Origin of the sequence: Streptomyces sp. CA-111067 (assembly GCF_050956065.1) — a bacterium.
Lineage (GTDB): Bacteria > Actinomycetota > Actinomycetes > Streptomycetales > Streptomycetaceae > Actinacidiphila.
In genome coordinates, this window is sequence record NZ_CP192103.1 from 2822755 (window position 1) to 2849258 (window position 26504).

General features: G+C 71.2%; 29 protein-coding genes, 1 tRNA gene and 1 pseudogene. 12 read left to right on the forward strand and 19 right to left on the reverse strand.

Going from position 1 to position 26504, the window contains the following annotated elements:
• Positions 1-373 precede the first annotated feature (373 nt).
• Both ACQPW6_RS12185 and ACQPW6_RS12190 read right to left on the reverse strand, forming a co-directional pair.
• Positions 374-1228 carry a fumarylacetoacetate hydrolase family protein gene (locus ACQPW6_RS12185; protein ID WP_433889604.1) on the reverse strand — a complete coding sequence of 285 codons (855 nt, stop codon included), beginning with the start codon at positions 1226-1228 and terminating at the stop codon, positions 374-376.
• 145 nt (positions 1229-1373) lie between these two features.
• Positions 1374-2717, reverse strand: coding sequence for a DUF445 domain-containing protein (locus ACQPW6_RS12190; protein WP_433889605.1), 1344 nt, complete (start codon positions 2715-2717; stop codon positions 1374-1376).
• Positions 2718-2906: 189 nt separating this feature from the next.
• On the opposite strand from ACQPW6_RS12190, the gene ACQPW6_RS12195 reads away from it, so the two are divergent.
• The gene (locus ACQPW6_RS12195) at positions 2907-4061 is read left to right on the forward strand and encodes a N(5)-(carboxyethyl)ornithine synthase (protein WP_433889606.1); all 1155 of its coding nucleotides are present in this window, start codon (positions 2907-2909) and stop codon (positions 4059-4061) included.
• A gap of 91 nt (positions 4062-4152) precedes the next feature.
• Here ACQPW6_RS12195 and ACQPW6_RS12200 read toward each other — a convergent pair whose 3' ends face one another.
• Genes ACQPW6_RS12200 through ACQPW6_RS12210 form a run of 3 tightly spaced genes read right to left on the reverse strand, consistent with a single transcriptional unit; the run spans position 4153 to position 6959 of the window.
• A complete protein-coding gene (locus ACQPW6_RS12200) occupies positions 4153-5184 on the reverse strand; it encodes an ABC transporter ATP-binding protein (protein ID WP_433889607.1) in 1032 nt (343 codons plus the stop codon).
• A gap of 4 nt (positions 5185-5188) precedes the next feature.
• The gene (locus tag ACQPW6_RS12205; RefSeq protein ID WP_433889608.1) at positions 5189-6106 is read right to left on the reverse strand and encodes an ABC transporter permease; all 918 of its coding nucleotides are present in this window, start codon (positions 6104-6106) and stop codon (positions 5189-5191) included.
• Positions 6099-6959 carry an ABC transporter permease gene (locus tag ACQPW6_RS12210; protein ID WP_433889609.1) on the reverse strand — a complete coding sequence of 287 codons (861 nt, stop codon included), beginning with the start codon at positions 6957-6959 and terminating at the stop codon, positions 6099-6101. Before ACQPW6_RS12210 ends, ACQPW6_RS12205 begins: the two co-directional genes overlap by 8 nt.
• A gap of 284 nt (positions 6960-7243) precedes the next feature.
• Here ACQPW6_RS12210 and ACQPW6_RS12215 point away from each other — a divergent pair, with 284 nt between their 5' ends.
• Positions 7244-9595 (forward strand): transglycosylase domain-containing protein, encoded by a 2352-nt coding sequence (locus tag ACQPW6_RS12215; protein ID WP_433889610.1) that lies wholly within the window; start codon positions 7244-7246, stop codon positions 9593-9595.
• Positions 9596-9711: 116 nt separating this feature from the next.
• On the opposite strand, the pseudogene ACQPW6_RS12220 reads toward ACQPW6_RS12215, so the two are convergent.
• Together ACQPW6_RS12220 and ACQPW6_RS12225 are read right to left on the reverse strand one after the other, a co-directional pair.
• Positions 9712-9936, reverse strand: a pseudogene (locus tag ACQPW6_RS12220) (GroES family chaperonin); the annotation flags it as partial.
• 121 nt (positions 9937-10057) lie between these two features.
• The gene (locus ACQPW6_RS12225; RefSeq protein ID WP_433889611.1) at positions 10058-10381 is read right to left on the reverse strand and encodes a DUF3618 domain-containing protein; all 324 of its coding nucleotides are present in this window, start codon (positions 10379-10381) and stop codon (positions 10058-10060) included.
• A gap of 101 nt (positions 10382-10482) precedes the next feature.
• Here ACQPW6_RS12225 and bcp point away from each other — a divergent pair, with 101 nt between their 5' ends.
• The 4 genes from bcp to ACQPW6_RS12245 all read left to right on the forward strand — a co-directional run bounded on the left by bcp (position 10483) and on the right by ACQPW6_RS12245 (position 12528).
• Entirely contained in the window at positions 10483-10950 is a 468-nt protein-coding gene (gene bcp / locus ACQPW6_RS12230) for a thioredoxin-dependent thiol peroxidase (protein ID WP_433889612.1), read from the forward strand.
• A 102-nt stretch (positions 10951-11052) separates the two neighbouring features.
• Positions 11053-11730: an HNH endonuclease signature motif containing protein gene (locus ACQPW6_RS12235; RefSeq protein ID WP_433889613.1), complete on the forward strand. Its 678-nt coding sequence runs from the start codon at positions 11053-11055 to the stop codon at positions 11728-11730.
• Positions 11730-12437 (forward strand): HNH endonuclease, encoded by a 708-nt coding sequence (locus ACQPW6_RS12240; protein ID WP_433889614.1) that lies wholly within the window; start codon positions 11730-11732, stop codon positions 12435-12437. The genes ACQPW6_RS12235 and ACQPW6_RS12240 overlap by 1 nt, the downstream gene beginning before the upstream one ends.
• A gap of 17 nt (positions 12438-12454) precedes the next feature.
• Positions 12455-12528, forward strand: a tRNA-Leu gene (locus ACQPW6_RS12245).
• 70 nt (positions 12529-12598) lie between these two features.
• Here ACQPW6_RS12245 and rdgB read toward each other — a convergent pair.
• The 3 genes from rdgB to ACQPW6_RS12260 all read right to left on the reverse strand — a co-directional run bounded on the left by rdgB (position 12599) and on the right by ACQPW6_RS12260 (position 14403).
• Complete coding sequence (gene rdgB, locus ACQPW6_RS12250; protein ID WP_433889615.1) at positions 12599-13207, reverse strand: RdgB/HAM1 family non-canonical purine NTP pyrophosphatase; 609 nt, start codon at positions 13205-13207, stop codon at positions 12599-12601.
• 31 nt (positions 13208-13238) lie between these two features.
• On the reverse strand, positions 13239-13973 hold the full coding sequence (gene rph / locus ACQPW6_RS12255; protein ID WP_433889616.1) for a ribonuclease PH: 735 nt from the start codon (positions 13971-13973) through the stop codon (positions 13239-13241).
• Between the two features lie 196 nt (positions 13974-14169).
• Positions 14170-14403: a glucose PTS transporter subunit EIIB gene (locus tag ACQPW6_RS12260; protein ID WP_433889617.1), complete on the reverse strand. Its 234-nt coding sequence runs from the start codon at positions 14401-14403 to the stop codon at positions 14170-14172.
• A gap of 284 nt (positions 14404-14687) precedes the next feature.
• Here ACQPW6_RS12260 and ACQPW6_RS12265 point away from each other — a divergent pair, with 284 nt between their 5' ends.
• From ACQPW6_RS12265 to ACQPW6_RS12275, 3 genes are all read left to right on the forward strand, one after another.
• Entirely contained in the window at positions 14688-15998 is a 1311-nt protein-coding gene (locus ACQPW6_RS12265; protein WP_433889618.1) for a PTS transporter subunit EIIC, read from the forward strand.
• 257 nt (positions 15999-16255) lie between these two features.
• Positions 16256-16459 carry a cold-shock protein gene (locus tag ACQPW6_RS12270; protein ID WP_034275260.1) on the forward strand — a complete coding sequence of 68 codons (204 nt, stop codon included), beginning with the start codon at positions 16256-16258 and terminating at the stop codon, positions 16457-16459.
• A gap of 208 nt (positions 16460-16667) precedes the next feature.
• Entirely contained in the window at positions 16668-17966 is a 1299-nt protein-coding gene (locus tag ACQPW6_RS12275; RefSeq protein WP_433889619.1) for a PTS transporter subunit EIIC, read from the forward strand.
• Positions 17967-18023: 57 nt separating this feature from the next.
• Here the strand turns inward: ACQPW6_RS12275 and ACQPW6_RS12280 are convergent, their stop codons facing one another.
• On the reverse strand, positions 18024-18776 hold the full coding sequence (locus ACQPW6_RS12280; protein WP_433889620.1) for an MBL fold metallo-hydrolase: 753 nt from the start codon (positions 18774-18776) through the stop codon (positions 18024-18026).
• A 250-nt stretch (positions 18777-19026) separates the two neighbouring features.
• Between ACQPW6_RS12280 and ACQPW6_RS12285 the strand changes: the two genes are divergently transcribed.
• A complete protein-coding gene (locus tag ACQPW6_RS12285; protein ID WP_433889621.1) occupies positions 19027-19431 on the forward strand; it encodes a type II toxin-antitoxin system PemK/MazF family toxin in 405 nt (134 codons plus the stop codon).
• An 11-nt stretch (positions 19432-19442) separates the two neighbouring features.
• Here the strand turns inward: ACQPW6_RS12285 and ACQPW6_RS12290 are convergent, their stop codons facing one another.
• The 7 genes from ACQPW6_RS12290 to clpS form a co-directional block, all read right to left on the reverse strand.
• Positions 19443-20393 (reverse strand): PLP-dependent cysteine synthase family protein, encoded by a 951-nt coding sequence (locus ACQPW6_RS12290; protein ID WP_433889622.1) that lies wholly within the window; start codon positions 20391-20393, stop codon positions 19443-19445.
• Positions 20393-20671 carry a MoaD/ThiS family protein gene (locus ACQPW6_RS12295; RefSeq protein ID WP_433889623.1) on the reverse strand — a complete coding sequence of 93 codons (279 nt, stop codon included), beginning with the start codon at positions 20669-20671 and terminating at the stop codon, positions 20393-20395. The genes ACQPW6_RS12290 and ACQPW6_RS12295 overlap by 1 nt, the downstream gene beginning before the upstream one ends.
• An 84-nt stretch (positions 20672-20755) precedes the next feature.
• Complete coding sequence (locus ACQPW6_RS12300; protein ID WP_433889624.1) at positions 20756-20860, reverse strand: putative leader peptide; 105 nt, start codon at positions 20858-20860, stop codon at positions 20756-20758.
• Between the two features lie 70 nt (positions 20861-20930).
• Complete coding sequence (locus ACQPW6_RS12305) at positions 20931-21353, reverse strand: Mov34/MPN/PAD-1 family protein (RefSeq protein ID WP_433889625.1); 423 nt, start codon at positions 21351-21353, stop codon at positions 20931-20933.
• Positions 21354-21381: 28 nt separating this feature from the next.
• Positions 21382-22869: an amino acid permease gene (locus ACQPW6_RS12310; RefSeq protein WP_433889626.1), complete on the reverse strand. Its 1488-nt coding sequence runs from the start codon at positions 22867-22869 to the stop codon at positions 21382-21384.
• A gap of 70 nt (positions 22870-22939) precedes the next feature.
• Positions 22940-23521 (reverse strand): DUF2017 domain-containing protein, encoded by a 582-nt coding sequence (locus tag ACQPW6_RS12315; RefSeq protein ID WP_433894514.1) that lies wholly within the window; start codon positions 23519-23521, stop codon positions 22940-22942.
• The gene (clpS, locus tag ACQPW6_RS12320) at positions 23521-23835 is read right to left on the reverse strand and encodes an ATP-dependent Clp protease adapter ClpS (RefSeq protein WP_433889627.1); all 315 of its coding nucleotides are present in this window, start codon (positions 23833-23835) and stop codon (positions 23521-23523) included. Before clpS ends, ACQPW6_RS12315 begins: the two co-directional genes overlap by 1 nt.
• 89 nt (positions 23836-23924) lie before the next feature.
• Here clpS and ACQPW6_RS12325 point away from each other — a divergent pair, with 89 nt between their 5' ends.
• Together ACQPW6_RS12325 and ACQPW6_RS12330 are read left to right on the forward strand one after the other, a co-directional pair.
• A complete protein-coding gene (locus ACQPW6_RS12325; RefSeq protein ID WP_433889628.1) occupies positions 23925-25262 on the forward strand; it encodes a nicotinate phosphoribosyltransferase in 1338 nt (445 codons plus the stop codon).
• Between the two features lie 287 nt (positions 25263-25549).
• Entirely contained in the window at positions 25550-26140 is a 591-nt protein-coding gene (locus tag ACQPW6_RS12330; RefSeq protein ID WP_433889629.1) for an isochorismatase family protein, read from the forward strand.
• 15 nt (positions 26141-26155) lie between these two features.
• On the opposite strand, the gene ACQPW6_RS12335 is transcribed toward ACQPW6_RS12330, so the two are convergent.
• Positions 26156-26464: a hypothetical protein gene (locus ACQPW6_RS12335; protein WP_433889630.1), complete on the reverse strand. Its 309-nt coding sequence runs from the start codon at positions 26462-26464 to the stop codon at positions 26156-26158.
• Between the last annotated feature and the right edge of the window lie 40 nt (positions 26465-26504).

Below are 26504 nucleotides of genomic sequence, written 5' to 3' on the forward strand. Positions count from 1 at the left end.
CACGATCCCGCCGCGTGGGCGCTCCCGGCTTCGCCCGGTTTCAGGGGCACGGGACTGCTGTCGATCCGCGGCTGCCGCCGCGCGGGCGCCCCCGGCATCACCAGGGGCGCGGGGAACTGCGCCACCAGCCCACCACCGGCCGATGGCCGGGAAACAACAGAACCAGCCCCTTCGGGCCGGTGGTAAAGCGCGCCACCGCCGTGGCTGGCAGCGCAGTTCCCCGCGCCCCTGTTGAAGCCGGGACACATCGCGCCCACGCGGCGCCAGCCGCAAAAAGACAACAGCCCCGCGCCACCCGAAAAGCGCGGCGCAGCCGGGGAGCGGCCCCGCCGCGTGGGCGGGAAACCGGGGCCGACCGCGACCTCGGGGAGCGCTAAGCCGACTTGAAGACCTGCCGCTGCGCCCCGAGCCCGTCGATGCTCAGTTCGACGACATCCCCGGCCCGCAGATACGGCTTGGGCTCCGGCTGCCCCATCGCCACACCGGCCGGGGTGCCCGTGTTGATCACGTCACCGGGGTAAAGGGTCATGAAGTGGCTGAGGTAGCGGACCACCTCGGCCACCGGGAAGATCTGCGACGCGGTCGAGCCGTCCTGCTTCAGCTCGCCGTTCACCCAGAGCTTGAGCGGCAGCGCCTGCGGGTCGGGGATCTCGTCGGCGGTGACCAGCCAGGGGCCGAGGGGGTTGAACGTCTCGCAGTTCTTGCCCTTGTCCCACTGGCCGCCGCGCTCGATCTGGAACTCGCGCTCGGAGACGTCGTGGGCGACCGCGTAGCCGGCGACGGCGGCGAGGGCCTCCTCGTGCGAGGCCGCGTAGCGCAGTTCGCTGCCGATGACGACGGCGAGTTCGACCTCCCAGTCGGTCTTCTGGCTGCCGCGCGGCACCAGGACGGTGTCGTCGGGGCCGACCACCGTGTCCGGGGCCTTCATGAACACGATGGGCTCGACGGGGATCTGGGCGCCGGTCTCGGTCGCGTGGTCGTGGTAGTTCAGGCCGATGCAGACGATCTTGCCGATCCGGGCCAGCGGCGGGCCGACCCGCAGGGACGCGTCCAGTTCCGGCAGCGAGCCGTCGGCGCCGGCGGCGGCGATCCGCTCCAGTGCGGCGGCGTCGGCCAGGAGGGTGCCGTCGATGTCCGGGACGAGGGCGCTCAGGTCGCGCAGGACGCCGTCGTGGTCGAGCAGCGCGGGGCGCTCTGACCTGGCGGGGCCGACTCGCAGCAGCTTCACAGGTGTTCTCCGTAGCTAGGCCGAGCCGGCCTGGGGCCGGCTCCGGTGTTTCGGCCGACGAGGGACAGTCATCGGAGGTCTTGTCCGATCCTCCAATCCGAGCCCCCTCCAGCGCAACCCCCTGCGGGCAGCAAGGATCAGCTCGTCAGGCCCCGAAAGCCCGCGAGATCGCGAAGATCAGCAGGCCCGCCAGCGCCCCCACCACCGTTCCGTTGATCCGGATGAACTGGAGGTCGCGGCCCACGTGCGCCTCGATCTTGCGGGAGGTCTGGTCCGCGTCCCAGCCCGCGACCGTGTCGCTGATCAGCGAGGTGATCTCGTCGCGGTACGTCGTCACCAGGTACGTCGCCGCGTCCTCGAGCCAGCTGTCGACCTTCTCCTGCAAGCGCGCGTCGGTGGCCATCCGGCCGCCGAGCGCCAGCAGGGACGCCCGGGTCCGCATCCGCAGCTCGCTGCGCTCGTCCTCGGCCGCGGCGACCATCATCGCCCGCACCGAGCCCCATACGGACTCGATCACGTCCTGCACCTCGGCCCGCGCCAGCAGGTCCTTCTTCAGCCGCTCGACACGCGCCCGGGTGTCGGGGTCGGACTGGAGCTCGACGGCGAAGTCGCTGAGGAAGCGGTCGACCGCGCCGCGCGCCGGGTGGTGCGGGGAGTCGCGCATCTCGGTGACGAAGCGCAGCAGCTCCTTGTAGACGCGTTCGCCGACCTTGCGGTCCACGAAGCGCGGGGTCCAGCCGGGGGCGCCGCCCTGGACCGCGTCCATCACGGAGTCGCCGTGCTCGATCAGCCAGTCGTGGGCGCGGGCGCAGACCAGGTCCACCATCCGGCGGTGGCCGCCGTCCGCGACGATCCGCTCCAGCATCTTGCCGAGGCCGGGCCCGACCTCCTGGGCCTCGGCCCGGCGGGTGATCGCCTCGCTGACCACGGCCTGCACGTCGGAGTCGCGCAGCACGGTGAGCAGGCCGCGCAGGGCGGCGGCGGCCTGCTCGGTGACCTTGTCGGCGTTGGGCGGCTCCGCCAGCCAGCGGCCGAGCCGGGAGCCGATGCCGACGGCGCGCAGCCGGGTGCGGACGACGTCGGCGGACAGGAAGTTCTCGCCGACGAAGTCGCCGAGGCTGGCGCCCAGCGCGTCCTTCTTGGTCGGGATGATCGCGGTGTGCGGGATGGGGAGGCCGAGCGGGCGGCGGAACAGGGCGGTGACCGCGAACCAGTCCGCCATCGCGCCGACCATGCCGGCTTCGGCGGCGGCGGCCACGTAGCCGGCCCAGCCGCCGGCGCCGCTGGATTCCGCCCACTTGGCGAGGCCGTAGACGACGGTCGCGGTCAGCAGGAAGCCGGTCGCGATCAGCTTCATCCGCCGCACGCCGCGCCACCGCGCCGCGTCCGGATCCGCCCCGCCTCCCGGCCCGCCGGGCACCCGGGCGCCCTGCTGTGCCGCTGCCCCGGCCGGCGTACTGGCCGGCCCGTTCGTTCTCCCCGCGTCCATCCGCTCCACCCGCGTATTGTCACCGCTCCGACCCTCTGGGAACGTACGGCGAGTTCCCGTCGCCTCCCGGTGTCGTCCGATCCCGCCTTCCCGCAGCCCCGACGAGCACTCAGCGCCGCAGAAGCGGGTCGCGGAGGCGGCGCCGGGCCGCGGGCGGTGTGCTAAACAGGGTGTGACCAAAGGGGTAATTTGCAGCAGCTCACGCTCGGCATCGTGGCCAGGACCCGCAAGGAGAACGAGCACCGTCTGCCCGTTCACCCGGCTCATTTCGACCGGATCGACATCGGTCTGCGGCGCGGAATCTACCTGGAGCATGATTACGGAGCGTATTTCGGCGTTCCCGACCAGGAGCTCGCCCCGCTGGTCGCCGGCTTCCGCTCCCGCGAGGAGCTGGTGGCCGAGTGCGATGTGATCCTGCTCGCCAAGCCGGTGCACGAGGATCTGGCCGGGCTGCGGGACGGGCAGGTGCTGTGGGGCTGGCCGCACTGCGTGCAGGACGAGAAGGTCACCCAGGCGGCCGTCGACCGGCACCTGACGCTGATCGCCTTCGAGGCGATGAACCACTGGTCCCGGCAGGGCGCGTTCAGCCTGCATGTCTTCCACAAGAACAACGAGCTGGCCGGCTACTCCTCCGTGCTGCACGCCATGGGCCTGACCGGCATCACCGGCGACTACGGCCGGCGGCGGCGCGCGGTGGTGATCGGCTTCGGCGCCACCGCCCGCGGCGCGGTCACCGCGCTCAGCGCGCTCGGCGTGCACGACGTGGACGTGCTCACCGCCCGCGGCGTCACCGCGGTCGGCTCGCCGATCCACTCCGCCAGGATCGTGCACTTCGACCACGACGCGGCCGACGACACCCTCGACCCGCGGCGCAGCCAGGTCCGTACCGAGGACGGCACCAAGCCGGTGGCCGACTTCCTCGCCGGGTACGACATCATCGTCAACTGCGTGCTCCAGGACACCGACGCGCCGCTGATGTTCCTGATAGAGGAGGACCTCCCCAAGCTCGCGCCCGGGACCCTCGTCATCGACGTGTCCTGCGACGAGGGCATGGGCTTCAGCTGGGCGAAGCCGACCACGTTCAACGATCCGATGTTCACCGTCGGCGACCGGGTGCGGTACTACGGCGTCGACCACAGCCCGTCGTATCTCTGGGACTCCGCGACCTGGGAGATCAGCGAGGCCCTGATCCCGTACCTGCGCCACGTCCTGCGGGGGCCGGACGGCTGGGACGAGGACCTCACGGTGCGGCGCGCGATCGAGATCCGTGAGGGCGTCATCCAGAACCCGAAGATCCTGGCGTTCCAGCACCGCGCGCCGGAGTATCCGCACGGGCCGGCCTGAGCCGGAACCCGGATCGCACGGGCCGGAACCCGGATCGCACGGGGCCGGCCCGCGGATCGCACGGGCCGGCCGCCCGGCGGCGGGGTGCCGGTCATGCCTCCGTCGGGGCCGGGGCCGCGTACATGCGGGCGATCACCTCTTCGATCGCGGGCTCCCTGATCGACAGGTCCACCAGCGGGTACCGCGCGGCGACCGCCGAGACCAGGGGGGCCGCGCTCGCCGAGGCGGGGAAGGCCAGCCACTGGCGCGGGCCCTCCACCCGTACGCAGCGGGTGCCTTCGAGCTCGACCGGGGGGAGTTCGGCCGCGAAGTCCACCACGAGCACGCGCTCGCTCTCCCCGATCGCGTGCAGGCCGCCGAGGCCGCCGTCGTACATCAGCCGGCCGTGGTCGATGACCATCACCCTGCTGCACAGCGTCTCGATGTCGGTGAGGTCGTGCGTGGTGAGCAGCACGGTGGTGCCCTGCTCCTCGTTCACCGTGCGCAGGAACTCGCGGACCTTCGCCTTGCTGATCACGTCGAGCCCGATCGTCGGCTCGTCCAGGTAGAGCACCTCGGGGTCGTGCAGCAGCGCCGCCGCGATGTCGCCGCGCATCCGCTGGCCGAGGGAGAGTTGGCGCACGGGGACGTCCAACAGGGGCGCCAGGTCGAGGAGTTCGACGCAGCGGGCCAGGTTGCGGGCGTAACGGGCGTCCCCGATCCGGTACATGCGGCGGACCAGCTGGTAGGAGTCGCGCAGCGGCAGGTCCCACCAGAGAGTCGTGCGCTGGCCGAAGACGACGCCGATCCTGCGGGCCAGCCGGGTGCGTTCGCGGGTCGGGTCGAGACCGCAGATCCTGATCCGGCCGCCGCTCGGGCTGAGGATCCCGGTCAGCATCTTGATCGTCGTGGACTTGCCCGCGCCGTTCGGCCCGATGTAGCCGACCATCTCGCCGGCCGGCACGGTGAAGGAGATGCCGTCCACCGCCCGCACCTGGTGCCGCTCGCGGCGCAGCGGGCCGGCCTTGCGGCGCACGTCGAACACCTTCTCGACGCCGTCGAGTTCGATGATGGGGCCGGTGCCGGGAAGTACGTCGGGGCGGGCGTCCTGGTCGGTCGGTGCTTCTCCTGCGGGCTCGGGCATACGGTCAACTCCCTGTACTGCGGTACGAACGAAGGCCGGCCCGCCACGCCGCGCCCGCCAGCGCGCAGCACAGCGCCGCGACGAGCGGGGAGCAGAAGTCCACCCAGCGGGGCAGGCCGAGTGGATCGGGCTCGCCCAGGATGTCCAGGGCGGGCAGCCAGTTGACGAAGGCGAGCGGCACCACGAAGGTGACCCCGCGCACGAGTTCGCGGGCGAAGACGCTCGGCGGGTACTGGAGCATGGTGTTGCCGCCGTAGGTCACCGAGCTCTGCACCTCGGCCGCGTCGCCGGCCCAGAACTGGAAGGCGCCGCCGGCCACGAACACCGAGCAGAAGAGCGCGGAGCCCGACAGCAGCATCAGCGGCAGCAGCACCGCCTTGGCCGGCGTCCACTCCACGTCCACCCGCAGCAGCGCCCAGACCAGGACGGCGAGGCCCTGGGTGATCCGGCCGAGCCTGCGCAGCGCGAACTTGTCGGCGGCGACCTGCGCGAGCACCGGGACGGGACGCAGCAGCAGCGTGTCGAGGGTGCCGTCCCGTACCCGGCGGCCGAGCCGGTCCATGGAGCCCATGGTCAGGTCGGCGACCCCGAAGGCGGTGCTGGTGGAGCCGTAGAGGAAGGCGACCTCGGGCAGCGTGAAGCCGCCGAGCACGCTGATGTGCGAGAACATCAGCACGATCGTGACGAAGTCCAGGCCGGTGGCGACAAGGTTGCCGAACGCGGTGAGCACGAAGGACGTGCGGTAGGCCATCGTGGACCGCACCCACATGCCGACGATCAGCAGGTAGGCGCGCAGCGACTCGGCGACCCTGCCGCCGGGCTCGCCCAGGTCGCGGAGCTCGCCGGGCTCACCCAGGCCGCCGGGTTCGCCGGCCGGCGCCCACCGCTCGCCGCCCGCACGGGCCCTGGGTACGTCAGCCACCCTGCACCACCACCCTGCGGGCCGCGACCGCCTGCACCGTCCGGCCGGCGGCCAGCAGCACCGCCAGCCAGCCGGCCTGGAAGCCCAGCGCGGCCAGCGCCCCCGTCCCCCGGTGCCTGCCGAGCAGCACGTCGGCAGGCACCTGGAGGATCGCCGACCACGGCAGCGCGCGGGCGGTCTCGCCGAGCGCCCCGGGGAAGAGCGAGAGCGGCAGCAGCATCCCGGAGAAGAACAGCCCGGCCAGGAACGCCACCTGGCTGATGCCGGCCCCGTCCAGCAGCCAGAACGCACTGAGGCCGACCAGGAAGCGGATCGCGAAGCTCACCATCGTGCCGAGCAGCACCGAGGCCAGGAACAGCAGCCAGGTCAACGGGTCGGTGGGCAGGGCGAGTTCGAAGACCAGCGAGCCGCAGGCGATCGGCACCACGCCGCGCCCGAGCAGCTGGAACGCGCACCGGCCGAGGTCCGCCGACAGCCACCACAGCTGGAGGTCGGCGGGGCGGTAGAGGTCCACGGCGATGTCGCCCGACCTGATCCGCTCCATCAGCTCGTCCTCGAAACCGCCGCCCATCAGCGCCATCGCGGCCAGCAGCGCCTGCCCGATCCACACGTAGGTCAGGGCCTGCGGCTCGGAGTAGCCGCCCAGGTGCGGGCGCTGGCTCCACAGCGCGGTGTAGCTGTAGCAGATGATGAAGCCGAAGACGGTGTTGGTGAACACGCCCGCGATGGTGGCGGTGCGGTAGGTCGCGTAGCGGCGGAAGCCACGCACCGCCACGGCCGCGTAGAAGCCGCCGGCGCCGCCCGGGCCCCCGGAGCTTTCTGAGCCGCCTATCGCGCCGCTGGTGGAGCTCATCCCCATACCCCCTTTCGCCGCCTGGCACACAAGCCGAGAACACTAACCCCATCCGTCCCGCCCCACCATCGGTTTTCACCCCATCGGGCGACGCCGCTACGCCGCCCGGCCCGTCACAGCCCTGTCACGGATGCGTGCCGCTGATCCAGGACGGACGGATGGTGCGACAGTGTGTGATGGAGGCTACGTGCGCGTACATATGTGTACGTGTATGTCCGTAACGATCGGCGCACAATGTTCCGCCGCGGACCAACCCCAGCGGCGGCGGAGGAGTCCCTACACACATGAGTGACGAGCCGAATCGGAACGCGAGGGGCGCCGGCGGGAGCGATTCATCCCCGGGGACGGCCGGTTGGGGCCCGCGTCCCGCGCTCACCGACCGCAAGGGCCGGCCGCGCCGCACCGGGCTGCGCCGGCTGCTGCCCTCGTGGCGTACCGTCACCGGCACCGTGATCGTGGTGCTGATGCTGCTGATCGGCGCGTTCTTCACCGGTTACGCCCTGGTGTCCATCCCGGACCCGAACGCGGCGGCCACCGCGCAGAGCAACGTCTACCTCTACGCCGACGGCAAGACCGAGATGTCCCGCGACGGCGCGGTGAACCGGCAGAACGTGCCGCTGAGCGGGGTCGCCAAGACCGCGCAGTACGCGGTGCTGTCCGCCGAGGACCGCAACTTCTACCACGAGTCCGCGGTCAGCCCCAAGGCGATGCTCCGGGCGGCCTGGAACACCGCGACCGGCAAGGGCCGGCAGTCCGGATCGACGATCACCCAGCAGTACGTGAAGAACTACTACCTGAACCAGAACCAGACCGCCTCGCGGAAGGTCAAGGAGTTCTTCATCGCGATCAAGCTGGACCGCAACCAGTCCAAGGACCAGATCCTCGAGGGCTACCTCAACACCAGCTACTACGGCCGCAACGCGTACGGCATCCAGGCCGCCTCCCAGGCGTATTTCAACAAGGACGCCGCCGACCTGACCACCGCCGAGGGCGCGTACATCGCCACGCTGCTCAACGCGCCCAGCGAGTACGACCTCGCCGCCCACCCGGAGAACGCGCCCGCGGCCAAGGGCCGTTGGAACTACGTCCTGGACGGCATGGTCAAGGAGGGCTGGCTGTCGGCGTCCGAGCGCAACGCCACGGTCTTCCCCACCATCGGCAAGCCCAAGCCGGTCGCCAGCAAGGCCGGCCAGCGCGGCTACATCATCGAGGCCGTCAACCGCTACCTGGCCGACAACGACATACTCGACGCCGACACCCTGCGGCGCGGCGGCTACCGGATCGTCACCACCATCCAGAAGCCGCGCGAGGACGCGTTCGTCACCGCCGCCCAGGACAACGTCTACGACAAGCTCGGCAAGGCCAAGGCCGACCGGTTCATCCGGGCCGGCGGCGCCTCCATCGACCCGGCCACCGGCCAGGTCGTCGCGCTGTACGGGGGCGTGGACTACACCAAGCAGTACGTCAGCAGCGCCACCAACGCCACGTACCAGCCGGGTTCGACGTTCAAGCCGGTGCTCTTCGCCTCCGCCGTGCAGCACGCCTCCAAGACCCAGGACGGCCGGAAGATCACCCCGAACACCCTCTACAACGGCCGCAACAAGCGCGAGGTGATCGGCCCCGACGGCCCCACCGGATACCGTCCGGCCAACGAGGACAACGCCAAGTACGGCGAGATCACCGTCACCCAGGCGATGGACGACTCCGTCAACGCGGTGTTCGCGCAGATGGCGCAGGACGTCGGTACGAGCAAGGTGATCGACACCGCGCACGACCTCGGCATGCCGGACTCGGTGAACATCCCCAAGACCCCGGCGATGGCGCTCGGCGCGTTCGGCGCCAGCCCGCTGCAGATGGCGCAGGTCTACGCGACGCTCGCCAACCACGGCAAGGAGATCCCGTACTCGCTGGTGGTCAAGGTCAGCAAGGACGGGCACGACCTGAAGCTGCCGTCCCGCAACCCGGTGCAGGCGGTGCCGCGGCAGGCCGCCGACACCACCACCTCGGTGCTGCAGAGCGTCGTCGAGAGCCCCGGCGCCACCGCGACCGCCGCCCAGGCGTCGGACTGGCCGTCGGCGGCCAAGACCGGCACCGCGGACTCCGACAAGGCCGCCTGGTTCGCCGGCTACACGCCCAAACTCGCCACCGTCGTCGCGCTGTTCGGCATGAACCCCGACAACGGGGCGCAGGAGCCGATGTACGGGGCGATGGGCCTGGACCGGATCAACGGCGGCGGGCCGCCCGGCGCGGTGTGGGCCGACTACACGAAGGCGGCGCTGACCGGCGTCCAGAAGCAGGACTTCGACCTGAAGCTCCAGGCCGGCGCGGACGACTCGCCGCCGGTGACGACGCAGGCGCCGACCACGGAGCCGACGACGGAGCAGCCGCCCACGTCCGACGAGCCCACCACCCCGCCGCCGCCGACCTCCGACCAGCCCACCAGCGAACCGCCGCCGACCTCCGACGAGCCGACCAGCGAGCCGCCGCCCACGACGGAGCCGCCGACGAGCGAGCCGCCGTCGCCGCCGGACACCGGGACGGTGAACCCGATCGGCGGGCTGACCGGCGGCGGGGAAGGCGGCGGCGCGGGTGACGGCGGCAGCCAGGGCGGCGGCGGGACCCCGGAGGCGCCGTAGCGGAGGGGACGGGGGCCGGGGTTTCCGGCCGCCGCAGCTGAGACGACGGGGCTGGGGGCTCGGGCCGCCGCAGCCGAGACGACCGGGGCCGGGGTTTCCGGGCCCCGGGCTAGAGGCAGGACGTACGCGACCCCGCGCACCTCGACCTCGGCGCGGTCCTCCGGGTCGTACAGCACCCGGTCGCCGACCTCCACGCCGCGCACGTTCTGCCCGACCGCGACCACCTCGGCCCAGGCCAGCCGGCGCCCCACCGCGGCGGTCGCCGGGATCAGGATGCCGCCGCCGCTGCGCCGCTCGCCCTCGGCGGCGTCCTGCCGGACCAGGACGCGGTCGTGCAGCATGCGGATGGGCAGCTTGTCGTGCTCGCTGCCCGGTACGTCGCCGCGCTTGTCGGCGGGGGCGGCGGGTGTGGTGGTGCGGGCGCTGTCGCGTGGACTGTCGTGGGAACTCACCCGCACGACGTTACCGGCGGCGTGCCCGCATCGAGAGACCGGCCACCGCGGCGATCAGGGCGACGCCCGCCACGGCCGCCGGGATGATCCGCTCGGGGCGCGGGGCGCCCTCGTCGGTGACGAACTGCGCGCGGGCCCGGGTGACCGCGCGGTTGGCCGCGACATACGCCTGGCCGACGGTGCGGTCCACCGCGGAGACGGCCTTGGCCTTGGTGTCGCGGGCGATCGTGACCGGGTGCACCCGTACCGCGAGCTCGTCCAGGGTCGCCGCGAGGTCCTGCCGTCTGCGGGCGATCTCCGCCTCGATCTGGGCGGGAGTCCTTACTTCCGACACCGCACTGCCTCCCTCGCCTGATTCGGTAGCGTTCGGACAGTCTGTCAGTACGACGCGGCTCGCGCCTCGTCGGCACCCCCGTTTGCCTGAGGAGCTTTCCCATGTCCGAGCGTCTCACCCCCGGCGACACCGCCCCCGACTTCACCCTGCCGGACGCCGACGGCAACGAGGTCGCACTGTCCGCCCACCGCGGCCGCAAGGTCATCGTCTACTTCTACCCGCGGGCCCTCACCCCCGGCTGCACGAAGCAGGCCTGCGACTTCACCGACAACCTCGACCTGCTGGCCGCCGCCGGCTACGACGTGATCGGGGTGTCCCCCGACAAGCCCGAGAAGCTGGCGAAGTTCCGCGAGCAGGAGTCCCTGAAGGTCACCCTGGTGGCAGACCCCGACAAGACGGCCCTGACCGCCTACGGCGCCTTCGGCGAGAAGACCAACTACGGCAAGACGGTGATGGGAGTCATCCGCTCCACCTTCGTCATCGACGAGACCGGCCACATCGAGGCGGCCTTCTACAACGTGAAGGCCACCGGCCACGTGGCCAAGCTGATCAGGGACCTGAAGATCTGACCTCCCCCCACCCCCACCCTTTCGGGACCGTGACCTGTCGCACGCCCGTTCGTTGAGCCGTACGAGTGGCATACGAACACGCGAACGAGGGGGTGGGGGGGCGTGCCGACCAGTCCGTACACATATGAACGGCTCAGCGCCGCCGCAAGCGCTTCATGCACCATGTCGGAGGCGATGGAGAGGCTCGGCGTCGATCCGCGAGGACCGTCCCGGCGGTACCTGGCGGAGCGGATGCGGAAGCTGAGGATCAGCACCGCGCACTTCGAGCGCGAGGGCGCTCGGTGGACGCGGGAGCGCCTGGCACCCGTGGTCGCCGCGTCGACAAGCCTCAGCGAGGTGCTGCGGCAGCTCGGCGTCGACGCGGTCGGCGGCCAGCACGCCCACATCGGGCGACGGGTCAAGACGCTGGGCATCGATACCTCGCACTTCGCACCGCCGTCGCGGATGGGCAGGAAGCTGCGGCGCACGCCCGCGGACCTGCTGATCAACCAGACTTCCCCGCACGCCCACCGGGTGCCCGGTGACCGGCTCAAGCAGGCGATGAGGGCAGTCGGCCGACTGACCGAGGAGTGCTGCGCGCTCTGCGGCACCGGTCCTGTATGGCTGGGCCGCCCGCTCCCCCTTGAGGTCGACCACCTGGACGGCGACTGGCGCAACAACCGGATCGGCAATCTGCGGCTGCTGTGCCCCAACTGCCATTCGACCACCGACACTTATCGGGGCCGGGGCAAGGGCCAGCGGGGCGCCGCGCCCGCACGCTCGGCCGGACGGGGCCACTGATGGCCGCCGGCAACCGCTACTCGTACGAGCGGCTGGCGGAGGCAGCAGCGCAGTGCTCGGACATCGACGAGGTCGTGGCCTTCTTCGGCACCCAGTCTTACAGACGCCTCCGCCACTACCTGCTGGCCAGATTCGACCACTTCGGCATCGACATCACGCACTTCACACGCCGGACGCGGCGGCGGAGCGGGCCCCGTCCCGATCCGGCGGAGCTGCGCGCATCGGTGGTCGGCGCGGTGTCGGTGGCGCAGGTGCTGCGACGACTCGGACGGCCGGACAGCGAGGGCCAGCGGAAATTGCTGCGGACGTGGATCGCCGAGGAAGGACTCTCCACCGAGCACTTCCTCGGCCAGGCGCACCAGCGCGGGCGGCCCTCCCCGACCCCGGCCAAGCGAGCCGAGGAGATCCTCAGGCTGCACGAGGGCGACCGCCGTACGAAGACCACCCAACTGCGCCGCGCGCTGCGCGAGATTGGCGTCCCCGAACGGTGCGACACGTGTGGCACAGGGCCGATCTGGCACGGCAGGCCCATGACGCTGGAGGTCGACCACGTCAACGGCGACTGGCATGACAACCGGGCGGCGAACCTGCGGCTGCTGTGCCCCAACTGCCACGCCGTCACCACCACCTGGTGCCGCGGCGGACGCCGCAGGGGCTCCGGCCGGGGATCGGATAATCCCGAGCGGCCAGGCGGACCGGGCAAGTAAAGTAGCTCTCGGGTTGGGCGCCTGTACTCCAATTGGTAGAGAGGCTAGTCCTAGGAACTAGAGGTTGTCGGTTCGAATCCGACCGGGCGCACAAGGCAAAAAGAGCCCTTGACCTTCATTATGAAGGTCAAGGGCTCCTTCGCGTCGTCCCGGCTCGCGTGCTAGCCCAGCAGGGCGGGGAGGTGGGCTGCCAGGGTGCGGAAGGCTTTGCCGCGGTGGCTGATCGCGTTTTTCTCGGCCGGGGTCAGTTCTGCGCAGGTGCGGGTGTCGTCCTCGGGCTGGAGGATCGGGTCGTAGCCGAAGCCTCCGTTGCCGGTGGGGGTGTGGCGGAGGGTGCCGCGGAGTTGGGCTTCGGCCACTCGGGTGGTGCCGTCGGGGAGGGCGAGGGCTGCGGCGCAGGCGAAGTGGGCGGCGCGGTGGGGGGTGTCGATGTCGGCGAGTTGGGCGAGGAGCAGGGCGAGGTTGGCGGGGTCGTCGCCGTGGCGGCCGGCCCAGCGGGCGGAGAAGATGCCGGGGGCGCCGCCGAGGACGTCCACGCACAGGCCGGAGTCGTCGGCGACGGCGGGCAGGCCGGTGCCTTCGGCGAGCGCGCGGGCTTTGAGCAGCGCGTTCTCGGCGAAGGTGACGCCGGTTTCCTTGACGTCGGGGATCTGCGGGTAGGCGTCGGCCCCGACGAGTTCGACGTCGAGCCCGGTCTCGGCGAGGATCGCCCGGAGTTCGGTGACCTTGTGGGCGTTGCGGGTGGCGAGTACGAGTCGTCGGGTCGTCATGGCAGCGATTATCGCCGCACGGCGGAAGGCGTCAGCCGGTGGTCTCGGCCAGTGCGGCGAGCTGCGCGAGGGTGAGGTCGGCGCAGCCGGTGACGGCGAGGGCGAGCAGCGCGTCGAGTTCGGCGCGGTCGAAGGGCTGGCCTTCGGCGGTGCCCTGGACCTCCACGAAGCGGCCGTCGCCGGTGCAGACGACGTTCATGTCCGTCTCGGCCTTGACGTCTTCCTCGTAGGCGAGGTCGAGCAGCGGCACTCCGTCGACGATGCCGACGCTGATCGCGGCGACGGTCCCGGTGAGCGGCTGGGCCTTGGCCTTGATGAAGTGGTTGGTCTGCATCCAGCTGACGGCGTCGGCGAGGGCGACGTACGCGCCGGTGATCGCGGCGGTGCGGGTGCCGCCGTCGGCCTGGAGGACGTCGCAGTCCAGGACGACGGTGTTCTCGCCGAGCGCCTTGTAGTCGATGACGGCGCGCAGCGAGCGGCCGATCAGCCGGGAGATCTCGTGGGTGCGGCCGCCGATCCGGCCGCGGACGGATTCGCGGTCGCCGCGGGTGTTGGTGGCCCGGGGCAGCATCGAGTACTCGGCGGTGACCCAGCCCTGGCCACTGCCCTTGCGCCAGCGCGGTACGCCCTGGGTGGCGCTTGCGGTGCACAGCACGCGGGTGTCGCCGAAGGACACCAGGACGGAGCCTTCTGCGTGCTTGCTCCAGCTCCGCTCGATGGTGACGGGGCGGAGCTGGTCGGGGGTGCGGCCGTCGAATCGTGACATGCGGATGAGCCTATCCGGGTGAGCGGCCTCACTCGGACCGAACCCCGGCCGGGGGGAAGGGGCCCGGGCCGGCCGGGAGCGGGCGCCGGGCCGGCCGGGAGGAGTGCCCTGTGCGGCCGGGCGCACAAGCAGAACCCCCGGCTGCGCCCGCGCGCCCGGGGGTCCGCCGCTCCGTCAGCGGGTCACGTCCAGCGGGTCACATCATGTCTTCGATGTCCGCCGCGATGGGGTCCGCGTCGGTGCCGATGACCACCTGGATCGCCGTACCCATCTTGACGACGCCGTGCGCGCCGGCGGCCTTGAGCGCGGCCTCGTCGACGAGGCCGGCGTCCTTGACCTCGGTACGCAGCCGGGTGATGCAGCCCTCGACCTCTTCGATGTTGTCGAGTCCGCCGAGCCCGGCGACGATCTTCTCAGCCTTGGTGGCCATGTGCGTGTCTCCTGTTCCCCTGGTCCCCTGACCCACCGCGGGTCCGTTATGTCACGTTAACGCACGGTTGGACCAACTTCACGGGCGGTAGTCCGGCGGGTGGACGAGCATGACGACCACGGGCGCCGCCCCGCCAGGGACCGGCGACCGCGGCCGGCCGGCGACCCCGACCGGTAAGTGGTCTAAACCACTGTACGCGTCCGGCCGGAGCCCCGGCCGCCGGGATCGCAGGTGCCAGGACGGCCGGGCCGGGCCGGGCCGCGCCGTCACCAGGGAGGACGCCGATGAGTTCGCAGACCGCCGCCGGAGCGCCGGCCGGCGCGCCCCGCAAGCCCTGGGCGAGCATCCTCTTCCAGGGCCTGCAGAAGATGGGCCGCAGCCTGCAGCTGCCGATCGCCGTCCTGCCGGCCGCCGGCATCCTGAACCGGCTCGGCCAGCCGGACGTCTTCGGCAGCACCGGCCTGGGCTGGGACCGGGTCGCCAAGGTCTTCGCGGGCGCCGGCGGCGCGCTGCTCGACGGCAGCCTCGGGCTGCCGCTGCTGTTCTGCGTGGGCGTGGCCATCGGCATGGCCAAGAAGTCCGACGGCTCGACGGCGCTGGCCGCGGTGGCCGGCTTCCTGGTCTACAACGGGGTGCTGCACGCCTTCCCCAAGGACTGCGCCGCCGACACCGTCCTGAGCGCGGGCGCCTGCATCGCCAAGGACCAGAGCGCGGTGGCGGCCGAGTTCCAGAACCCGGGGGTCTTCGGCGGCATCGTGATCGGGCTGCTGACCGCGTACTTCTGGCAGCGCTTCCACCGCACCAAGCTGGTGGACTGGCTGGGCTTCTTCAACGGGCGCCGGCTGGTGCCGATCATCATGTCCGGGGTCGCGATCGTCTTCGCGGTGCTGTGCCTGTGGGTGTGGCCGCCGATCGGCGACGGCCTGACCAGCTTCAGCAAGTGGCTGGTGGACCGGGGCTCGATCGGCTCGGGCATCTTCGGCGTGGCCAACCGGGCGCTGCTGACGATCGGCCTGCACCAGTTCCTGAACACCTTCGTGTGGTTCCAGTTCGGTGACTTCACCAAGCCGGACGGCAGCGTGGTGCACGGCGACATCCCGCGGTTCCTGGCCGGCGACCCGTCGGCCGGCCAGTTCCAGACCGGCTTCTTCCCGATCATGATGTTCGCGCTGCCGGCCGCGGCGCTGGCCATCGCGCACACCGCCAAGCCGCACCGCCGCAAGGAGATCAGCGGCATGATGCTGTCGGTCGGGCTGACCTCGTTCGTGACCGGGATCACCGAGCCGATCGAGTACTCGTTCCTGTTCATCGCGCCGCTGCTGTACGCGATCCACGCGGTGCTGACCGGTGTCTCGATGACGGTGTGCTGGGCGCTGGGCATCAAGGACGGGTTCAGCTTCTCGGCCGGCCTGATCGACTACTGCATCAACTGGAACCTGGCCACCAAACCGTGGCTGATCCTGGTGGTGGGCGCCTGCTTCGCGGTGGTCTACTACGCGCTCTTCAGGTTCGTCATCACAAAATTCAACCTGCCGACACCTGGTCGTGAACCTGACGAACTCGGCGACGAGCTCGAAAAAGACAACCTGAAGTGAGGTTTGCGACGCCGCCGGGGCGCGACACGCCCGCTCTGCCTGCGGATCCGCGGCCGGACGTGCCAGCCGGGCCCGGGCGTGCTATTTTGGATCTCAGTTGCAGTTGTGGTTCCCATTAAACTTCAAGTGCGCCCTTCGGCCTCGGCCGATGAGTGCACTTTTGTTTTTCCGGTGTTTTTTCTGGACGGGGCATGCATCGCGGCGAACCGGTTCCCACATCCCGTGGGTTCCGAACCCTGCCCCAAAGGAGTATTGACATGGCTACAGGTACCGTGAAGTGGTTCAACGCGGAAAAGGGTTTCGGCTTCATCGAGCAGGACGGTGGCGGCGCTGACGTCTTCGCCCACTACTCGAACATCGCCGCGCAGGGCTTCCGCGAGCTGCAGGAAGGCCAGAAGGTGAGCTTCGACGTCACCCAGGGCCAGAAGGGCCCGCAGGCCGAGAACATCGTTCCCGCCTGATCTGACCCCAGCTCCACCAGCTTCACCCGAAGGCCCCCAGGTCCACGACCTGGGGGCCTTCGGCATGCCCGGTCCCGAATCACGATCCGGAATCACGGATTCCGTCACCCGCTCCTGACATGTTACAACTGGTCTACACCACTGAGTGGTATAGACCACGGCGGCGGGCCGTCCCCTGTAGTGCGCCCGCCTCACCAGGAGGAATCTGATGAGTTCGGCCACCGCCTCGGCGGCTCCCGCGAAGAAGCGGGGATCCGGCCTGTTCCAGGGCCTGCAGAAGGTCGGCCGCAGCCTGCAGCTGCCGATCGCCGTACTGCCCGCCGCGGGCATCCTGCTCCGGCTCGGCCAGCCGGACGTACACGACAAGCTGCACCTGCCCACCGACGTCACCCGGGTCTTCGCCGGCGCCGGCGGCGCGCTGCTCGACTCGTCGTTCGGCCTGCCGCTGCTGTTCTGCATAGGCGTGGCCATCGGCTTCGCCAAGAAGTCCGACGGCTCCACCGCACTGGCCGCGATCGTCGGCTTCCTGACGTACTACGCGGTGATCCACCAGTTCCCGATCGACCCGCACATGCCCGGCATGACGTACACCGGCGCCGGGCTCGGCGGCGGGTTCTGGCAGAAGGGCGGCACCACGGTCGCCGCCTCGTTCCAGAATCCGGGCGTGCTCGGCGGCATCATCCTCGGGCTGCTCAGCGCGGTGCTGTGGCAGCGCTTCCACCGCACCAAGCTGGTGGACTGGCTGGGCTTCTTCAACGGCCGCCGGCTGGTGCCGATCATCATGGCCTTCGTCGGCACCGCGCTCGGCGTCCTGGTGGTGGCCGGCTGGCAGCCGATCGGTGACCAGATCACCAGCTTCGGCAAGTGGATGACCGGTCTTGGCTGGGGCGGCGCCGCGCTGTTCGGCCTGATCAACCGGGCGCTGCTGCCGATCGGCATGCACCAGTTCGTCAACTCGGTGGCCTGGTTCCAGATCGGCGACTACACCGACTCCGCGCACCAGGTCGTGCACGGCGACCTGACCCGGTTCTTCGCCGGCGACCCGCACGCGGGCCAGTTCATGTCCGGCTTCTTCCCGATCATGATGTTCGGCCTGCCGGCCGCCGCGCTGGCGATGGCGCACACCGCCCGCCCCGAGCGCCGCAAGGCCGTGCTCGGCATGATGATCTCGCTGGCGCTGACCTCGTTCGTGACCGGTGTCACCGAGCCGATCGAGTTCTCGTTCATGTTCATCGCGCCGCTGCTCTACGCGATCCACGCGGTGCTCACCGCCGCGTCGATGGCGATCACCTGGGCGCTGGGCGTGCATGCCGGCTTCACCTTCTCAGCCGGTCTGATCGACTACCTGCTGAACTGGAACCTGGCCACCAAGCCGTATCTGATCATCCCGATCGGGTTGGTGTTCGGCGCGATCTACTACGTGGTGTTCCGGTTCGCGATCGTGAAGTTCAACCTCATGACACCGGGCCGGGAGCCCGAGGAGGAAGTCGAGGACATCACCAAGTGACGTACCGCGTCAGCGGGTGACCCGCTGATCTGGCCGGCCGGGCCCGCGCCCGGCCGGTCAGATCTCGTAGGTGGCGCCGGCCTTGGCCAGTTCCACCGGGCCGCCGAAGCCGGCCTGCGCGTCCCGCAGGCTGGCGGCCGGGCTGGTCCACGGCGGGATGTGGGTGAGGATCAGCCGGCCGGCCCGCGCCTTGGCGGCGATCTGGCCGGCCTCCCGGCCGTTGAGGTGCAGGTCGGGGATGTCCTCCTTGCCGTACGTGAAGGACGCCTCGCACAAGAAGAGGTCGGCGTTCTCGGCCAGGCCGCTGAGCGCGTCGCACGGGCCGGTGTCCCCGGAGTACACCAGCGAACGCCCCTCGGACTCGATCCGGAAGCCGTACGCCTCCACCGGGTGGCTGACCGCGTCGGTGGTGACGGCGAACGGGCCGAGCTGGAACGAGCCGGGCTCCAGGGTGCGGAAGTCGAAGACCTCGCTCATGCACTTCTCGTCGGGCACGTCGCCGTAGGCGATGTTCAGCCGCTGCTCGGTGCCGGCCGGGCCGTAGACCGGGATCGCGGCGGGCGGGCCGCCGTCGTGCCGGTAGTAGCGGGCCACGAAGTAGCCGCACATGTCTATGCAGTGGTCGGCGTGCAGGTGGCTGAGAAGTACGGCGTCCAGGTCGTACAGGCCGCAGTGGCGCTGGAGTTCGCCAAGGGCGCCATTACCCATGTCGATCAACAGCCGGTAGCCGTCGGCCTCTACGAGGTAGCTCGAGCAGGCCGATTCCGCGGACGGGAACGACCCTGAGCAGCCGACGACGGTGAGCTTCATTCCGGGAAACACCTCCGTGGGCGCGCCACAATCGCCCCACTCCGCAAGGGGTGGGGGGATTGGCGGGAGCGGTCCGCCATGTCCCCCGAGCGTAAGCCGCGGGACCGGCCCGCGCTCCTTCACAGCGCCCCGTTGTGGGCGGAATCACCAGTACGGGCGGGGGTGCGGGGGCCGGTACTGTCGCTAGTCGTGCGGATTTTCGAGCGTGCCGCCGCCGTGCGGCGGGGCGCGCGGACAGGCGGGAGCGGTCGTGAGCTCGTCCATGTGGGTCGCGGTGCTCGTGGTGGCGGCACTGGCGTTGGTGGCGACGCTGGTCGAGGCGCGGTCCCGGCCGCGCCGGCGGGCGGGCCGGCCGGTGGCCGGCGAGGTGTGGTGGGCGCGGGTGCCCTATGAGGACGGCGACGGGGAGAAGGACCGGCCGTGCCTGGTGGTGGGGGTGCGCGGGGAGGTGGCGCGGGTCCTGAAGATCACCACGAAGTCGCACCAGGAGCGGGCCGGGGTGATCGCGCTCCCGGCCGGCGCGGTGGGGGACGCCCGGGGGCGGGCGAGCTTTCTGGAGACCGGCGAGGAGCGGGACGTTCCACTCGGGCATTTCCGGCGGCGGGTCGGCCCGCTGGACCGGGGCGTGTGGCGCCAGGTGCGGCGCCGACGCTGACCCCCCTACGGCTACGCCCAGAGCTGGCCGTGCAGGGCCTCTACCGCCGCCTCCGTGGATTCGGCCGTGTAGATGCCCGTCGACAGGTATTTCCAGCCGCCGTCGGCCACCACGAAGACGATGTCCGCGCGGGTGCCGGCGCGGTGGGACTTGGCGGCCACGCCGAGGGCCGCGTGGAGGGCCGCGCCGGTGGAGACTCCGGCGAAGATGCCCTCCTGCTGGAGGAGTTCGCGGGTGCGGCGGACCGCGTCCTGCGAGCCCACCGAGTAGCGGGTGCTGAGCACGGTCTCGTCGTACAGCTCGGGGACGAAGCCCTCGTCGAGGTTGCGCAGGCCGTAGACCACGTCGTCGTAGCGCGGCTCGGCGGCCACGATCGTGACGCCGGGGACCTTCTCGCGCAGGTAGCGGCCGACCCCCATCAGCGTGCCCGTGGTGCCGAGGCCGGCCACGAAGTGGGTGATCGTCGGCAGGTCGGCGAGGATCTCCGGGCCGGTGCCGGCGTAGTGCGCGGCCGGGTTGGCCGGGTTGCCGTACTGGTAGAGCATCACCCAGTCCGGGTGCTCGGCCGCGAGCTCCTTGGCGACCCTGACCGCCGTGTTGGAGCCGCCGGCCGCCGGCGAGGAGATGATCTCCGCGCCCCACATCGCCAGCAGCTGCCGCCGCTCGGAGGAGGTGTTCTCCGGCATGACGCAGACGATCCGGTAGCCCTTCAGGCGCGCGGCCATCGCCAGCGAGATGCCGGTGTTGCCCGAGGTGGGCTCCAGGATCGTGCAGCCGGGGGTGAGCCGGCCGTCCGCCTCGGCCTGCTCGATCATGTGCAGCGCGGGGCGGTCCTTGATCGAACCGGTCGGGTTGCGGTCCTCCAGCTTCGCCCAGACGCTGACGTCCTCGGACGGCGACAGGCGCGGCAGCCGGACCAGCGGGGTGTTGCCGACGGCCGCGAGCGGGCTGTCGTAGCGCATCAGGACATCCCGCCGGCCACGGCGGGGAGGATGGTCACGCTGTCGCCGTCGGTGAGCTTGGTGGAGATGCCGTCCAGGAAGCGGACGTCCTCGTCGTTGAGGTAGACGTTCACGAAGCGGCGCAGCTCGCCGCCGTCCACCACCCGGTCGCGCAGCCCCGCGTGCCGGCTGTCCAGGTCCGCGAGCAGGTCGCTGAGGGTGGCGCCGGCGCCCTCGACGGCCTTCTGGCCGTCGGTGTACGTGCGCAGGATGGTGGGGATGCGGACCTCGATGGCCATGGCGGCGCTCCAGTGAAGTGCGTGCGTACGCGGGGCGTACGGGGGCGGGGTGGGTGCGGTGCTGCGGCGGTGCTGCGGGCGGGGTCAGGCGCGCGGACACGCCGCACTGGTGCGGCGGCACAGGTCGACGTGCAGCCGCGCCACGAGCAGGGTGCCCGGCGCCTTGTCGCTCACGTCGTGGAAAACCATGGGCTCATCGTATCGATTCCCCCGGCCGCCCGGCCGCCGTCGTCCCACGATCCAAGACGTCATCTGGACGTCACTGGTAGGAAGCCACCACATTTACCTCTTCTTCGGTGACCACGCCGTCCACGATGCGAAACGACCGGAACGGGGACGGCTCGGCGAACTCCTCGGCCGTGGTCACCAGCACGTAGTGGGCGCCCGGCTCGTTGGCGTAGCTGATGTCGGTGCGGGACGGGTACGCCTCGGTGGCGGTGTGCGAGTGGTAGACGATCACCGGCTCCTCGTCGCGGTCGTCCATCTCGCGGTAGAGCTTCAGGAGGTCGGTGGAGTCGAACTCGTAGAACGTGGGTGAGCGGGCCGCGTTCAGCATCGGGATGAACCGCTCGGGGCGGTCGCCGCCTTCCGGGCCCGCGACGATCCCGCAGGCCTCGTCGGGGTGGTCGGCCCTGGCGTGGGCGACGATCGCGTCGTACAGGTCCTGGGTGATGGTGAGCATGCCGGAAAAATAACAGGCGCCCGGTGCCTCACAGCGTGGCGGCGTCCGGGGCCAGCGGCCCGGCCGGCGGGCCGGTGGGCGGCCCGGCCGGCGCCAGGTGCGGGCGGCGGACGAAGGCGGCCGGGTTGCGCCGCTTGAGCACCGGGTAGCCGGCGCCGAGCACGGCCAGCCACAGCGGGGCCCCGTACAGCGAGATCCGGGCCTCGGAGTCGAGGCCGATCAGCACCAGGACCATCACCAGGAAGGCCAGCGCGACCCAGCTGGCGGCGGCCCCGCCGGGCGCGGTGAACCAGGCGGGCGCGGCCCGTCCGGCCCGCACCGCGGCCCGGTAGCGGATGTGCGAGGCCAGGATGACGCTCCAGGTCCACACTCCGGCGACGGTGGCGAAGGCGGTGATGTAGGTGAACGCGCCTTCGGGGTCGGCGTAGTTGACCCACACCCCGATGCTCATCACGGCGACCGACGCGAGCGTGCCGGCGGCGGGGGTGCGGCGGGCGGTGAGCCGGCCGAAGACCTGCGGGCCCTGGCCGTTGGCGGCGAGGTCGCGGAGCATCCGGCCGGTGGAGTACATACCGGAGTTGCACGAGGACAGCGCCGCGGAGAGCACCACGAAGTTGACCACGCCGGCCCCGAACGGGATGCCGATCTTGGCGAACGCGGCCACGAACGGGCTGACGCCGGGCTCGAACTCGGTCCAGGACACCACGCACAGGATGACGGCGAGGGCGCCGACGTAGAACAGCCCGATCCGCCACGGCAGCGTGTTGATCGCCTTGGGCAGCGTCTTGCGCGGGTTCTGCGCCTCGCCGGCGGTGACGCCGACGAGTTCGACGGCCAGGTAGGCGAACATGACGATCTGCAGCGTCATCAGGGAGCTGCCGACGCCGTGTGGGAAGACCCCGCCGTCGGCCCACAGGTGGGTGACCGAGGCGGTGTGGCCGGCCGCGGACAGGCCGAGGGTGAGCACGCCGACGCCGATCAGGATCATGCCGACGATCGCCGTCACCTTGATCATCGACAGCCAGAACTCGACCTCGCCGAACAGCCGTACCGAGATCAGGTTGGCGGCGAAGAGCACGACCAGGAAGCCGAGGGCGGCCGACCACTGCGGGACGGCCGGCCACCAGTAGGCCAGGTAGGTGGCGGCGGCGGTGACCTCGGCCATGCCGGTCACCACCCACATCAGCCAGTACGTCCAGCCGGTGACGTAGCCGGCGAACGGTCCGAGGAACTCCCGGGCGTAGTCGGCGAACGAGCCGGACACCGGGCGGTAGGTGAGCAGTTCGCCCAGTGCGCGCATGATGCAGAAGATGACGCCGCCGGCCACCGCGTACATCAGGATCAGGCTTGGGCCGGCCTGGTGGATGGCCCGGCCGGCGCCGAGGAACAGGCCGGTGCCGATGGCGCCGCCGATGGCGATCATCTGGATCTGCCGGCTGCCCAGGCTGCGGGCGTAGCCCTCGTCGCCGGTCTCGGCCGTGTCCACCGGGCCCGCCGTGTCCGTCACATCCGTCATAAGCGGATTCGTACCACGGGGCTGGGGCGTCGGCTCGTCGGGCGCATCGGGGCCGATGGGCCCCGACCGGTCAGCGCATCAGGGCCTCGACCAGCGACTCCTGGAGGCCGCCGAGCCACAGGTAGGCCATCACCAGGGGCTTGCGCGGGTCGTCGTCCGGCAGCCGGTACAGCTCGCTGTCGGCGTCCTCGCTGACCTCGAGACGGGTCCCTATGGTCAGCCGCAGGTCGTTGAGCGCGCCGAGCCACTGCCTGGCCTGCTCGGGGTTCAGCTTGAGCACCGGGCCGCCGGCGTCGAGCACCTTGATCATGGCCAGGGCGTCGTTGCGCTTGCGGCCGCGCAGGTCGTTCTCGGTGAAGCGGCGGAACTCCGCGGCGTCGCCGGTCTCCTCGTACGCGTCGGGGAACAGCCGGGCCAGCGCGGGGTCGGTGGGCGGCTTGCTGGGGCCTTCAAAATAAGGCGGCCATGGGGTCTCCCCGCCGAAGGTAGGGGACGGATCGGCGTCCTCCTGCTCGGGCTCCCCCGGGCCGACCAGTTCGAGCAGCTGCACGGCGAGGCTGCGCAGGATGGAGATCTCCACGTCGTCGAGCGCGATGGCGGCGCCGCCGCCGGAGACCTTCTCGAAGTAGCCGGCGCGGGCGCGGCGGCCCATCAGCGGTCCTGCGAGAGGGTCGCCCACAGGCCGTAGCCGTGCATGGCCTGCACGTCCCGTTCCATCTCCTCGCGGGTGCCGCTGGAGACCACGGCGCGGCCCTTGTGGTGGACGTCCTTCATCAGCTTGGTGGCCTTGCCCTTGGAGTAGCCGAAATAGGTCTGGAAGACGTACGTCACGTAGCTCATGAGGTTGACCGGGTCGTTGTGGACGAGGGTCACCCAGGGCACGTCGGGTTTGACGGCCTCGAACGGGGATTCGGTCGACTGTGGCTCGGTCTCGACGGGGGCTGCGGTCAGACTCACAGGTCCCATGCTGCCGCGCCTGTGGCGTGTCGCACAAATGGGCGCCTGGTTGCCCCGGGAAATCGTCAAAGTGACGAGATGCGGGTAGCATCCCGGTCATGAGCACAGCAGACCTGGAACTGCCGGTGGACGTGCCGTCCACGGCGCTGTTCACCGACCGGTACGAGCTGACGATGCTGCAGGCGGCGCTGCGCAGCGGGGCGGCGCACCGGCACTCGGTCTTCGAGGCGTTCACCCGCCGGCTCCCCGAGGGCCGCCGCTACGGCGTGGTGGGCGGCACCGGCCGGGTGCTCGACGCGGTGCAGAGCTTCCGCTTCGACCCGCCGGTGCTCGAATTCCTCGAACGCGAGCGGGTGGTGGACGGGCCGACGCTGGAGTGGCTGGCCGGCTACCGCTTCACCGGCGACATCTGGGGCTACCCCGAGGGCGAGGTGTACTTCCCCGGGTCGCCGATCCTGCGGGTGGAGGGGTCCTTCGCCGAGGCGGTGCTGCTGGAGACGGTGATCCTGTCGATCCTCAACCACGACTCGGCGATCGCGGCGGCCGCCTCCCGGATGGCGGTGGCGGCCGGCGACCGGCCGCTGATGGAGATGGGGGCCCGGCGGGCGCACGAGCTGGCCGCGGTGGCGGCCTCGCGGGCCGCGTACGTCGGCGGCTTCCGGTCCTCGTCCAACCTGGCGGCCGGATTCCGCTACGGCATCCCCACGATCGGCACGAGCGCGCACGCGTTCACGCTGCTGCACGACACCGAGCGGGACGCCTTCACCGCGCAGGTGGAGTCGCTCGGCCGGGACACCACGCTGCTGGTCGACACGTACGACCTGACGGAGGCCGTGCGCACGGCGGTGGAGGTGGCCGGGCCCGAGCTCGGCGCGGTGCGGATCGACTCGGGGGACCTGCTGCTGCTGGCGCACCGGGTCAGGCAGCAGCTGGACGATCTGGGCGCGAAGAACACGCGGATCATCGTGACGTCGGATCTGGACGAGTACGCGATCGCGTCGATGGCGGCGGCGCCGGTGGACGCGTACGGGGTAGGTACGTCGCTGGTGACCGGCAGCGGGTACCCGACGTGCTCGATGGTCTACAAACTCGTGGCGCGCGGCGCCGACGCGGACCCCGCGGGGCCTTTGACGGCGGTGGCGAAGAAGTCGATGGGCGCGAAGACGAGTGTCGGCGGCCGCAAGTGGGCGGCGCGGCGGCTGGACGCGGACGGGGTGGCCGAGGCCGAGGTGATCGGCACGGGGGCCCTTCCGGCGGACCTCGCCGACCACCAGCTGCTGGTCCCCCTGGTCCGCGGCGGCCAGATCACCGGCCGCGAGCCCCTGGACGCGGCCCGCACCCGCCACATCACCGCCCGCGCGACGTTGCCCCTGTCCGCGACCCAGCTCTCCCGCGGCGAGCCCGTGATCCCGACGGAGACCCACATCCCCCGGTAGCCAAGGTGCCGGCCCGCCGTGGCTGGTCGCGCAGTTCCCCGCGCCCCTGGGGTACCACAGCCCGGTGACCACAGTTGCGGCCCGCTCTGGCTGGTCGCGCAGTTCCCCGCGCCCCTACGGGGCACGAACCGCCGCGCGGGCGCTCCCGGCACCACCAGGGGCGCGGGGCTGTATCCGATCTGCGGCTGGCGCAGCGTGAGCGCGATCAGCCGCGGTGGCGCGGTACTGTCCCTACGGCCGTCACGCGCGACGGTGCGTGAATCCCGAACCTCCGCCGGAAGGGCACCATGCACAGGGCACTCATCGTCGTCGATGTGCAGAACGACTTCTGCGAAGGCGGCAGCCTCGCCGTCCCCGGCGGAGCCGACGTCGCCGCCGCGATCACCGATCTGATCGGGGAGTCCGCCGGGAGCTACCGGCATGTCGTGGCCACCCGGGACCACCACATCGATCCCGGCCCGCACTTCTCGGCGACGCCGGACTTCGTCACGTCCTGGCCGGTGCACTGCGTCGCGGGGACGGAGGGCGTCGGGTTTCATCCGAACTTCGCGCCGGCTGTCGCCTCGGGCGCCGTGGACGCCGTGTTCGACAAGGGCGCGTATGCCGCCGCGTACAGCGGGTTCGAGGGGCAGGATGAGAACGGCGTCTCGCTGGCGGACTGGCTGCGCGAGCGGGACGTGCAGGAGCTGGACGTGGTGGGGATCGCCACCGATCACTGCGTGCGGGCCACCGCCCTGGACGCCGCCCGCGAGGGCTTCAGTACGCGGGTGCTGCTCGGCCTGACCGCCGGGGTGGCCGCGGCGACCACCGACCGGGCGCTGACCCAGCTCGTGGAGGCCGGCGTCACCCTGACCGGGAGCCCGGTCGTAGCGGGCTGAAGGGCCGGGAAACGGTCAGCCCGCCGTACGGTTGAGCGCCGATATCGGGTGCCACAGCTCGTCCCCGCCGGGCTCGTACTCCCGCCAGATCAGCCCGTCGGGGTGGTGCAGCACCGCCGTGAGCTCGTCCGGGGTGGGCGGCTCCCCGTTACCGCTGAGCCTGGCGCCGCGAAAGCCCAGGTTGCTGAGCCGGGTGAGGGCCCGCTGCCGGTTCTGGGCGTGCACCACCACCCGTACGGCCCGCTCCGGGCAGGCCGGATGCGGCAGCCGGAGGGCGACGACGACCGTGCCCCCCGGTAGCTTGCTGAATCCGCCGACAGCCATGGTCACATCATCAGCCGTTCGGCCGCCGTCCACCAGAGGA